Raw genomic sequence first — 10,828 nt, forward strand, 5'->3', positions numbered from 1 at the left:
GTGCTGATACAAGCGCAACCGGCATCAGTGAGATGCTTCGTGCCGTGCTCGAGCCGTATGCGGGGAAACTCGCACGTACGGTTCTTCGGGGGCCGCGTTTCCGAGAGGGAACGTGGCTACCCTCTAGATTCTCGAGCGAGCATGCAAAATATAACGTCAAACGATCAAGTCTTGATTTGGTTGGAAGAAAGGCACGCAAGCAATATATTTGCGGGAACTAAGCGAGTCGAGTTGCGGCGAAGAGCAATGCACGTCAGCAACGGCACCGTCGTATGGATCTACGTGAAGTGTCCTGTGGGCAGCGTTCTCGGCCAGGCCGTCGTAGCAGCAACGCACATCTTGACGCCCAATCAAATCTGGCAGAAATTCGGCTCGTGCTTGGGATTAGCAAGAGCGGAGTTCTTTGATTACTGCGAGGGACTCCGTTCGGCCTTCATTCTTGAACTCAAAGACGCGAAGAAGATGAAGGAAGGCGTCCCGTTAAATGCACTACGGGACGCATCGACAACATTTCATCCCCCTCAGTTCTTTGTCCGAGTTGACCCAACTAGTTCGCTCGCCGCCTTAATGAGTGCGGGAATGCCAAAATCGGAGGGGCCAAGCGGTCGTAGGGTTTGATCCATGTTTCGATCGCTCGTCAACATGACTTGTCGAGCGATCGATCATATGAGACCGATGCCTTACTGCTTCACACCCTCAGCCTGAATATGCAGCACCGTCTTCAGGCTAAAGCCATACGACTTGCCGTAGTCCATGCCGAAATCGCCGCGATCGAAAGTCGTCGTCGCTTCCACGCCGCACACTTCCTTCTTCATCATCGGGTTCATGAAGCACTTGAAGTGCTCGATCTTCAGGTTCAGCGGCTTGGTCACGCCGTGCATCGTCAGCGTGCCGGTGACTTCGGTCGGCGTGTCGCCGTCGAACTTGATCGACGTGCCCTTGTATTCCGCCGTCGGATACTTCGCGGCATCGAAGAATTCGGCCTTTTGCAGATGTTCGTTGAGCTTGTCGTTGCCCGTATCGATCGACGAGATATCGATCGACACGCTGACCGTGCCGGTCTTCGCCGCGCGATCGAGCACGACTTCGCCGCTGCTCTTGTTGAACTTGCCGCGCCACGTCGACACGCCGCCGAAGTGGTCGGCCTCGAAGCTCGGATACGTGTGGTTCGGGTCGAGCTTATAGGTGTCGGCGGCCAGCGCGCTGAAGGACATGCCGAGTGCGAGCGCGCCCGCTGCGATGATCGAAAGCTTTTTCAAGTTCTTCTCCTGTCTGAAATCTGCTGCACAAGGTACGGTGAAAACCGAGGTTGAAACGCCGCTCACTTCTTCGCGGCGACGATATGAAACTTGATGACGACTTCATCCGCGACGATGGACGTGTCCTTCCATTCGCCCGTGCCGACGTCGAATTGCGAACGCTTGATCGGCAGCGCGCCGTCGAAGGTTTCGGTCGCGCCCGACTGCGCGACGGTGACGGGCACCGTGACCGTCTGCGACTTGCCCTTGATGGTGATCTTGCCGGTCACGTTGAACTTGTTGCCGCCCGCCGGCGCGATCGCGCTGGAGACGAAGGTCGCGGTCGGATACTTGGCGGCATCGAACCATTCGGCGCCGCGCACCTGCTTGTTGTAGTCGTCGTCGCCGAGATCGTAGCTGCCGGTGTCGATCGTCAGGTTCGCGCTGCCCGCCGCGGGCTTCGCGGGATCGAAGGCGATCTGCGCGGTGAACTTGTTGAACTTGCCGTCGGTCGGCACGTTCATCTGCTTCGAGGTGGCCGTGACCGTGCTCTTGCTCATGTCCACTTGCGCCTGTGCGCCCGTCGCGACGAGCAGCGCGGCCGATGCGGCCAGCATCCAACGATTGAATTTCACTTTCATGTGCGCCTTTGTTTTACGGTCCGAACGGCAAACCGGTATTGGAAATCAAAAGAACGTGCGAACCAATCGGTCCGTGGGAAACGTGCTGCCAACGGCCAGGAAACAATCGAAAGATTCAGCGGAGAAACGGCAGCATGCGGCCGAGCAAGCCGTCCCGATCGACGAAATGATGCTTGAGCGCAGCCAGCACATGCAGAACGACGAGCACGAGCAGCGTGTAATTGAGCGCGACGTGCACGACGTGCACCGTGCGCAGAATCGCCTTCAGCGCCTTGTCCGGTCCGATGATGGTCGGCAGCAGCACGCCGGGGTACACAACCTGGACATTGGCCGCCGAGCTATAGAAATAGCCGGACACCGGAATCGCGATCATCAGCACGTAGAGCAGGAAATGCGTCATGTGCGCGGCGCCCACCTGCCAGCGCGGCATGCCGGCGGGCGTCGGCGGCGCGCTGTGCGTGGCGCGCCAGATCAGGCGGATCACGGCCAGCAGGAACACGGTCACGCCGATCCACTTGTGCCACGAGAAATACTTCAGCTTGGTCGGCGTGAAGCCGGGAATGTCCGTCATGATCCAGCCGAGATAGAACCCGCCGATGATCAGCAGCGCGATGATCCAGTGCAGGCCGATCGCCGTCGCGCTATATCGTTCGGCCGGCCGTGCCGACGTAATGCCTACGCTTTCCATGATGCCGATGTCCTGAGTTGAGTGTTACTTCGCATCGCCGAGTCGTCCGAAACGTGTCGTCGACATAGAGCCGATGTGTCGTCGATGCGTGCGCCGCCATGCTACATCAACCATCGTGAATTGCCTGCGTGCGCCAAAAGCGCCGCCGAAAACGCCGAAAGCCTTGCCGGACAAGGCTTTCCCGTTGACAAACCGCGTTGCGCCGCATTTATGCAACGAACTATTCCGCCCATGCAACGGTCGATAAAGGCGCTGACGAAGGCCTGTTGAGCGGACCACAAAATTTAACGATTCGCCGCAATCCTTTATTCCGCAGAACCACGGCGCGGCGCGCGATCCGGCGAGACGCCGTTGGCCAATCGTCAGCTATTCGTCGTTTGATACCATGCTGCTACCATTCGCGCTGGCCCGCCACTTGGCCCCTCTCTTGGCCCGCCTCTTGCTGTGTCGCTCCGAACCGATCTTCGCGGCGCCAGACCCAACCGCACGAAAAGGCCCGGCAACCGAACTATGAACGTGAACGAATCGGAAGAGCTGATCGCGTGTCACGAATGCGACGCGCTCTATATGAAGCGCGCGTTACCACGGCACAGCAAGGCGACCTGCGCGCGTTGCGGCGCGGTCCTGTATCGCAGCATCGCGTCGAATCTGGACAAGATCACCGCGATGACCCTGGCCGCGCTCATCACCTTCGTGATCGCGCAGGCGTTTCCCATCGTCGAACTGGATGCCAACGGCATCACTTCGCAAACCACGCTCATCGGCGCGATCGTCGCGTTGTGGCGCGAGCAGATGAAGATCGTCGCCGTTCTGGTGTTCTGCTGCACCATCCTTTTTCCGCTCGCCGAACTGCTCGCGCTGCTCTATGTGCTGATGCCCTTGTGCGCCGGTTACGTGCCGCCGGGTTTCAACCTCGTGCTGCGCACCATTCAGTTCGTCCGTCCGTGGGAAATGATCGAAGTCTTCATGCTCGGCGTGCTCGTCACGCTGGTGAAGATGTTCAGCGTCGCGCGCGTGATTCCCGAAGCCGCGCTGTTCGCTTTCGGCGCGCTGACGTTGATGGTCGCGGTCGTCGTGAGTTTCGATCCCGTGTCGCTGTGGGATATCGCGAGCCGCATGTCGCCGCGCGGACAGCGGCCCCGACGCGTCGTTTCACCTGCGAGGCACAAGCCATGAGCACGCCCTCTTCCGAACGCGAATCTGCCAGCATCACGACGGCATCGCGCGAGCATCTGGTCTCGTGTCACTCGTGCGGGCTCGTGCAGCCGCTCGCGCACACGATCGAAAAGCAGCGCTGCACGCGTTGCCATGCCACCGTGCATCGGCGCAATCCGGACAGCATCGCGCGGACATGGGCGCTTCTGATCAGCGCGGCGATCCTCTACATTCCCGCGAACCTCTTTCCGATCATGCATACGGCGTCGATTCTCGGTTCCGAGGACGACACCATCATGAGCGGCGTCGCGCTGTTCTGGAACGACGGCGATATTCCGCTCGCGGCGGTGATCTTCATCGCCAGCATTCTGGTGCCGATGCTCAAGCTGATATCGATCGGCTTTCTGCTGATCAGCGTGCAGCGGCGCTCGAAGTGGCAGCCGCGTCAGCGCACGACGATGTTCCGCATCGTCGAAGGCATCGGCCGATGGTCGATGCTCGATGTCTTCGTCATCACGCTCACGGTGGCGCTGGTGCGCTTCAATTCGCTCGCGGTGATCACCGCCGGGCCGGGCGCGCTGGCTTTCGCGTCGGTGGTCGTGCTGACCATGCTCGCGTCGATGCAGTTCGACCCGCGCCTCATCTGGGACAACATAGATACAGAACCGTCAGGAAAGAAACATGACTAGTGCCCAAGGTCCGAACGGGCCGAACCCGACCGATCCGCCGCAATCCGGCGGGAACGGAGGCCAGAGCGGCAACGGCGGCGGCGGCCTGCCGCCGAATCTGCCCGAACCGGTCATCGAGCCGCGCAGCCGCTGGCTGCCGTCGCTCATCTGGGTGATTCCGCTGGTCGCCGCGCTGATCGGCGTGTTTCTGGTCGTCAAGACGGTGTCGAGCCGCGGGCCGACCGTCACGATCAGTTTCGTCAGCGCCGAAGGGCTCGAGCCGGGCAAGACCAAGGTCAAGTTCAAGGACGTGGATATCGGCACGGTTCAGGGCATCACGCTGACAAAGGATCATTCGCGCGTGCTCGTGGACGTGCGTCTCACCAAAGAAGCGACCGACTTCGCCGTGAAGGACACGCGCTTCTGGGTCGTGCGTCCGCGCGTGGCGGCGAGCGGCGTGTCGGGACTGTCGACGCTTCTGTCGGGCGCGTATATCGGCGTGGATATCGGCAAGTCGACCGAGGATCGCACGCACTTCAACGGGTTGGAAACGCCGCCCGCGATCACCGGCGACCAGAAAGGCCACACCTTCACGTTGCACGGCGATTCGCTCGGCTCGCTCGATATCGGCTCGCCGGTGTATTACCGCCGCGTGCAGGTCGGACAGGTCACAGCATTTTCGCTCGACAAGGACGGCACCGGCGTCACGATGCAGGTGTTCGTCACCGCGCCGTACGATCAGTACGTCGGCACCAACTCGCGCTGGTGGCATGCGAGCGGCGTCGATCTGCGGCTCGATTCGAGCGGCTTCACGCTCAACACGCAGTCGCTGGCGACGGTGATTCTCGGCGGCGTGGCGTTCCAGACGCCGCCGAATCAGCAATCCGGCCCGCAGGCGAAGGACAACACCACGTTCAAGCTCGGCTCCGATCAGGCCGACGCGATGCGCGATCCGGACGGCGCGGCGGTGCGCGTCGTGATGAACTTCAACCAGTCGCTGCGCGGGCTGTCGGTCGGTGCGCCGGTGGACTTCCGCGGCATCGTGCTCGGACAGGTGACGGGCATCGGCGTGCGCTACGACCGCAACTCGCACACGCTGATGATGCCGGTGACGATCGACCTGTATCCGGATCGCCTCGGCCGTCGCGGCGCGGAAGGCGTCACGGACGAAACGGCGGAAGAGCGCAAGAACGTCCTGCAGATTCTGGTCAAACGCGGTCTGCGCGGCCAGTTGCGCACGGGCAATCTGCTGACGAGCCAGTTGTACGTCGCGCTCGACTTCTTCCCGAAAGCGCCCGCCGCCAAGGTGAACACGGAAGGCGATCCGATCGAACTGCCGACGGTGCCGAACACGCTCGACGAACTGCAACTGCAGATCGCTGACATCGCGCGCAAGCTCGACAAGATTCCGTTAGACCAGATCGGCTCGAATCTGAACGATTCGCTGAAAAACGCCAACGCGCTGTTCGGCAAGATGGACAAGGAAGTGCTGCCGGAGATGCGCGGCACGCTGGAGGAAGCGAGAAAGACCTTCGGCCAGGCGCAGGCGACGCTGTCGTCGGATTCGCCGATTCAGTCGGACACGCGTCAGGCGATGCAGGAACTGACGCGCACACTTCAATCGCTCAATGCGCTGGCGGATTATCTGGAGCGTCATCCGGAATCGCTGTTGCGCGGCAAACAGGGAGACAAGCCATGAGGTTCGGCGCGTTGATGTCGGTTTTGAGCGCGGCGGGCTTGCTGGCCGCGTGCGCGTCGTCGCCGACGAGCAACTTCTATACGCTCGCGGGCGCATCCGCGAGTCCGGGCGGCGGCGCGCAGCAGGCGTCGTCGTCGAACGTGCCGTTCTACTTCGAACTCGCGCCCGTCGACATGCCGCAGCAGGTCGCGCGCAATCAGTTGGTCGTGCAGACGAGCCCCGCGCAGGTCAAGGTGCTCGAAGACGAACGCTGGGCCTCGCTGCCCGCCGACGAAGTGCGTCGCACGCTGTCGGGCGATCTCACGCAACGGCTCGGCTCGATCGATGTCTACGGCACGTCGTATCCGCCGGGCGCGACGGTGTATCGCGTGAAGGTGAGCGTGCAGCGCTTCGAGTCGTGGCCGGGCGCGCAGGCGGTGATCGACGCCGTATGGAGCGTGCGCACGACCGGCTCGGACAGCGTGATGACCTGCCGCACGGTGGCGCGCGAGCCGGTCGCCAAGGGCTACGACGCGCTGGTCGACGGACATCGCAAGGCCGTCGATGAAATCGCCGGCGCGATCACGGCGGGCGTGCGCAGCGTGGGTACGTTGCCGGCGGCATCGGCGAAATCGAAGAACGGCGCGGCTGCGCGGCCGTTGCCTTGTCCCGCAGCCAGCGCGATGACAAACGCGAATAACAGCGCCAGCACGCAATAAAGCTGCACGAAACGCGTCCGCTGCACAGGCGGACGCGTGAAATGTCATGTTGCGCGGTCATCCCTTGCGCGGATGCATCTCGAATATGACACTCCAAAGCCCCGACCGCATTACTCCGGCAACGCTTCCGGGCTTTCATGTTTCGCACTCTCCGCCTTCTCGTCTCGAAGTGGCGTGCTTCCCGCAACGCCAATCAGCAACTCGATATCCTCCTCTCCGGCGCGCATCCCGGCGCGGCGCGCGCCGAACGCAACGAATGGCTCATCGAGCTGGCGCACTGGCTGCATCGCGGCGGAGCGGCGGCGCGCGATGAAGCATCGGCGCATCATCCGATTCACACGCGGCTGCGTTATCTGCTGCTCGTGCTCGAGCGCAATCCCGCGTGGCGGTCGAACGTCGCGCGGCTGATCCGCACGACGCTGCGCGAAAGCGACGGCATTTCCCTGCTCTGCGAATCCGGCATGCCGACGCAGCCGGGATTCTTCGGCGCGGTGATCGACCGGCTGCACGGCATGCTGATCCCGCCCGCCGCGAACACGAGCGAACTGAGCGGCCTCGTCACGCTAATGTTTCCCGCGCACGTCGATGCACGCTGGCTCGCCGATCTCCCCGACGACCTGCTGCACGGCCTGCGCGCGCTGATTGTGTTCGACCTCGACGCGCAGACGCATCGCGGCGCGGATCGCTTCTCGCGCGATCTGCTCGCCGCGCTGCATACGCTGACGTGTCAGATCAGCTCGACGGGTCTGTCGCGGTTCGTGCGCAACCGCCTGTCCGAACACGGCAAGCCTGCGAACCACAAGCTCGCGCCGTTCTTCGAATTGCGACGCGCGCTGCTCGCCGTCGAAACGGCGCATGATCGCTGGCGCGCCTGCAACGACGAGCCCGAGACACTGCGCCACCTGCAACGCGAACTCAACGTGCTGCGCCTGATGCTGGACGAATGCGCCGCCACCGCGCGCGGCATTTACGGGCATCTGGCGCGCCACGGCGTATCGGTGGACAGCGTGTTTCAGATCGAACGCATGCATACGCGATGCGCGCGAGCGCTGCGTCTGCTCGAAGCGTGGCTGTCGAGCGACGATATCCGCGCGCGGGCGCGGCTCGTCGCCGAACTGGTCGAAGCCAATCAGCAGAGCCTGAGCGTCGTGCATCTGGTGCGCAGCAACTTTTCGCTGCTGGCGCGCAAGGTCGTCGAGAGCAACGGCGACACGGGCGAGCACTACATCGCGCGCGACCGGCGCGAATATCTGCGCATGCTGCGGATGGCGCTCGGCGGCGGCCTCGTGACGATGGCGACCGTCTGCGTGAAATTCGCCATTCTCGGCGCGCATTTCGAGCCGATGACGGAAGGTTTCCTCGCCGGTCTGAACTACGCCGCCAGCTTTCTGCTGATGCACTTCCTGCATTTCACGCTCGCCACCAAGCAGCCGGCGATGACCGCGCCGACCATCGCGCGCGAGCTCGATCGCACGGATACGCCCGCGGGCGTCGATGCCTACGTCGACTCCGTGCTCGCGCTGATTCGCACGCAGACGGCGGCGATCGTCGGCAATATCGTCGCGGTGGTGCCCGCCTGTCTCGCGGCGCAATGGTGCGCGGCGCATCTGATCGGCGCGAATATCGTCACGGCATCGCATGCGCATCGGACGCTCGAATCGTTTTCGCTGTTCGGCATGACGCCGGTCTACGCGGCTTTGATAGGCGTGCTGCTGTGGGCGTCGAGCCTGCTCGCGGGATGGGCGGACAACTGGTAAGTGCTGCATCGCGTGGGCGATGTGCTGACGTATCACTGGCGCTTGCGGCTCACCTTCGACGCGGCGGGCGCGACGCGGATCGCGGCGTTCTTCAGGAAGAATCTGTCGGGCATCGTCAGCAATCTGTCGCTCGGCCTGATGATGGGCATGACGCCCGCGCTGGTCGCCACCTTCACGCCGTTCAGCTTCGACACGCGGCATGTGACGCTGTCATCGGGGTTCATCGCGGTGGCGAGCGGCGTGATCGGGCCGGGCGTGCTACATACGGCGGAGTTCTGGAACGCCATCCTCGGCACCGTGTCGATGGCGGTACTGAACGTCGGCGTCAGCTTCGGACTGGCGCTCTCGCTCGCGATGCGTTCGCGTCAGATGCGCCCCGAACAGGCGCGCACGCTGCGTCGCGCGGTCGGGCGCAAAATGCTGGCGAATCCCCTGCGCGTGCTGTTTCCGTCGAAGCAGCGTTGAAAGCGTTGGTCGTCACGGCACCGGGACATCGTGCGTCTCATGTTGTCCTCAGACGACAACCCGGCCCGGCGACATCTCAAATTTGCCGATGGCCGTCCCGTGGCGGTTAAGATCGTCGTCGCATTCCGAAACAACAGCGAAAACTCGATGATGAAACTGATGCCTTTAGGCTTTCTGGCATGGCCTTTTCCTGACACACAAATCCTTTCAGGCGGTGTAATGCATGACGGCCGATTCCAGCGCGCGTTCGAGCGTCGTCGCGGCTGTCATGAACATATCGAAGGCGCTCGCCGGATCGTCGTTACTATCGCACGCGCGCTGAAGCGCCACGCAACTGTCGATGAAAGGCGTCGCGCCGATCACCGCCGCCGCCGCACCCTTCATGCGATGCGCGAGCTCGCCCAGACGCACGCGATCGCCCGCCTCGAACGCCGCGCGCGCCTCCGCGATGTCCTGAGCATTCGCGGTCCTCAGCGTGTCGATGAGCGCGCCGCGCTGATCGCCGAACGCGGCGAGCAATGCGTGATCGAAGGGAGCGGTTTCGCTGGACGGCGGCAGTTGGACATTCGCTTTGTCCTGGTCAGGACGATGCGGCGCGGCATCGGCGAGCAACGCATCGCGCAAGGCGTCGAGGCCGATCGGCTTGACGAGGCACGCCGTCATGCCCGCGCCGAGTGCGCGCGCGGCGGCATCGGGTTGCGCGTTCGCCGTCAGGCCGATGATCGGCACGCGCCCGGACGACGCGGCTTCGTCGGCGCGGATCGCGCTCGCCAGTTGCTCGCCGCTCATGACGGGCATCGAGCAATCGGTGACGATGACATCGATTTCATCGCGCGATTCGCGCCATAGCCGCAGCGCCGCGTGTCCGTCGACTGCGAGACGCGTCGTGCCGCCGAGATTGCGGATCTGGCCGTCGAGCACGATGCGGTTCGCCGGATGATCGTCGACGATCAGCACGCGCAAGCCCGCCAGCGGCGAATGGCGATTCGCGTCGATCGTCACCGGTGAATCGGTCGCGGGTTCGGTAGGCGCGGGCGCATCGGGCAAATTCACGCAGACGGTGATTCGCGTGCCTTCGCCCGGCGCGCTGATCAGGCCGATATCGCCGCCCATCATCATGACGAGGCGCTTGCTGATCGTCAGGCCCAACCCGGTGCCGCCGAACTTGCGCGCGCCGCCGCCGCCGTGCGCCTGCGAAAACGGCGTGAACAGCAAGCCTTGTCTTGTCGTTCGAGCGGAATACCCACGCCGGTATCGGCGACGAGCAGCGTGACCAAGCGCCTGCCCGCATCCGACGGCGCGATCTCGCAGGTCAGCGTGACCGCGCCGGAATCGGTGAACTTGATCGCGTTCGACAGCAGATTGCCGACCACCTGACGCAAGCGCTGCGCGTCGGCCAGCAGCCAGACGGGACCGCTCGCGCCCTGCCGGCGCACGATCAGCGCGATATGTTTCGCGCGCGCGGCAGGCTCGTAAATCGCCGCGACGCTCGCGATCCACGCCGTTATGTCGAGCGGCGCGGGCGCGAGCACGAGGCGCTCGGCTTCGATCTTCGCGACATCGAGCAGATTGTCGATCATGCCGAGCAGATCGCGCGCCGCGTCGTGCGCCGTGGTCAACGCGCGCTCGGTCGCGGCGCGCTCGCCGGGCGCGCGCAGTTCGAGTTCGAGCAGGCCGAGCATGGCGTTCATCGGCGTGCGGATTTCGTGGCTCATGGTCGCGAGAAAGGTCGATTTGGCGCGGTTGGCGGTTTCGGCTTCCTCCTTCACGGCGCGCATCGCCTGTTCGGCGGCGACGCGACGCGCGATCTGCACGCGCA

At 63.5% G+C, this 10,828-nt stretch carries 8 protein-coding genes and 2 pseudogenes; 5 read left to right on the forward strand and 5 right to left on the reverse strand.

The features are described from left to right. Positions 1 to 680 precede the first annotated feature (680 nt). The 3 genes from BVER_RS24145 to BVER_RS24155 form a co-directional block, all read right to left on the reverse strand. Positions 681 to 1,259 carry a YceI family protein gene (locus BVER_RS24145; RefSeq protein WP_050455431.1) on the reverse strand — a complete coding sequence of 193 codons (579 nt, stop codon included), beginning with the start codon at positions 1,257 to 1,259 and terminating at the stop codon, positions 681 to 683. A gap of 62 nt (positions 1,260 to 1,321) precedes the next feature. Next, entirely contained in the window at positions 1,322 to 1,879 is a 558-nt protein-coding gene (locus tag BVER_RS24150) for a YceI family protein (RefSeq protein ID WP_050455432.1), read from the reverse strand. 115 nt (positions 1,880 to 1,994) lie between these two features. Further along, the gene (locus tag BVER_RS24155) at positions 1,995 to 2,567 is read right to left on the reverse strand and encodes a cytochrome b (RefSeq protein ID WP_050455433.1); all 573 of its coding nucleotides are present in this window, start codon (positions 2,565 to 2,567) and stop codon (positions 1,995 to 1,997) included. 510 nt (positions 2,568 to 3,077) lie between these two features. Between BVER_RS24155 and BVER_RS24160 the strand changes: the two genes are divergently transcribed. From BVER_RS24160 to BVER_RS24180, 5 genes and pseudogenes are all read left to right on the forward strand, one after another. After that, on the forward strand, positions 3,078 to 3,743 hold the full coding sequence (locus BVER_RS24160; protein WP_050455434.1) for a paraquat-inducible protein A: 666 nt from the start codon (positions 3,078 to 3,080) through the stop codon (positions 3,741 to 3,743). Beyond that, entirely contained in the window at positions 3,740 to 4,411 is a 672-nt protein-coding gene (locus BVER_RS24165) for a paraquat-inducible protein A (RefSeq protein ID WP_050455435.1), read from the forward strand. Before BVER_RS24160 ends, BVER_RS24165 begins: the two co-directional genes overlap by 4 nt. Beyond that, on the forward strand, positions 4,404 to 6,089 hold the full coding sequence (locus BVER_RS24170; protein ID WP_050455436.1) for a PqiB family protein: 1,686 nt from the start codon (positions 4,404 to 4,406) through the stop codon (positions 6,087 to 6,089). The genes BVER_RS24165 and BVER_RS24170 overlap by 8 nt, the downstream gene beginning before the upstream one ends. Beyond that, a complete protein-coding gene (locus BVER_RS24175; RefSeq protein WP_050455437.1) occupies positions 6,086 to 6,787 on the forward strand; it encodes a PqiC family protein in 702 nt (233 codons plus the stop codon). The genes BVER_RS24170 and BVER_RS24175 overlap by 4 nt, the downstream gene beginning before the upstream one ends. 137 nt (positions 6,788 to 6,924) lie before the next feature. Continuing rightward, a pseudogene (locus tag BVER_RS24180) lies at positions 6,925 to 9,009 on the forward strand (site-specific recombinase). Positions 9,010 to 9,216: 207 nt separating this feature from the next. Here the strand turns inward: BVER_RS24180 and BVER_RS34490 are convergent. Next, on the reverse strand, positions 9,217 to 10,128 hold the full coding sequence (locus tag BVER_RS34490; RefSeq protein WP_369094842.1) for a response regulator: 912 nt from the start codon (positions 10,126 to 10,128) through the stop codon (positions 9,217 to 9,219). Next, a pseudogene (locus BVER_RS34495) lies at positions 10,114 to 10,787 on the reverse strand (sensor histidine kinase); the annotation flags it as partial. The gene BVER_RS34490 and the pseudogene BVER_RS34495, both read right to left, overlap by 15 nt. Positions 10,788 to 10,828: the final 41 nt, after the last annotated feature.

Source organism: Candidatus Burkholderia verschuerenii (genome assembly GCF_001189365.1).
Lineage (GTDB): Bacteria > Pseudomonadota > Gammaproteobacteria > Burkholderiales > Burkholderiaceae > Caballeronia > Caballeronia verschuerenii.